This window comes from Microbacterium sp. ZXX196 (assembly GCF_009709595.1).
GTDB classification, from domain to species: domain Bacteria; phylum Actinomycetota; class Actinomycetes; order Actinomycetales; family Microbacteriaceae; genus Microbacterium; species Microbacterium excoecariae.
Window position 1 is genome coordinate 1 of sequence record NZ_WMEE01000046.1, and the last position, 375, is coordinate 375.

1 other RNA gene is annotated in these 375 nt (G+C 70.1%); it reads left to right on the top strand.

The features are described from left to right. Positions 1 to 7: 7 nt before the first annotated feature. Positions 8 to 341: RNase P RNA component class A (rnpB, locus tag GJQ66_RS12195), an RNA gene on the top strand. Positions 342 to 375: the final 34 nt, after the last annotated feature.

Sequence of the window (375 nt, forward strand, 5' to 3'; positions counted from 1 at the left end):
CCGGCCGGACGGCCGCGTGGGGGTGCACCGCATCCCCCCGAGGAACGTCCGGGCTCCATAGGGCAGGGTGGTGGGTAACGCCCACCCGGGGTGACCCGCGGGACAGTGCCACAGAAAGCAAACCGCCGGGGACCCAGGTCCTCGGTAAGGGTGAAACGGTGGTGTAAGAGACCACCAGCCTCCGAGGTGACTCGGAGGGCTAGGTAAACCCCACCCGGAGCAAGGTCAAGAGGGGCCGTCGGCTGACGGCCCTGCGCGGACGTTCGAGGGCTGCCCGCCCGAGTCCGCGGGTAGACCGCACGAGGCTGCCGGCAACGACAGCCCTAGATGGATGGCCGTCTCCCGACGGGCCGCAAGGGCCGTCGGTGACAGAAC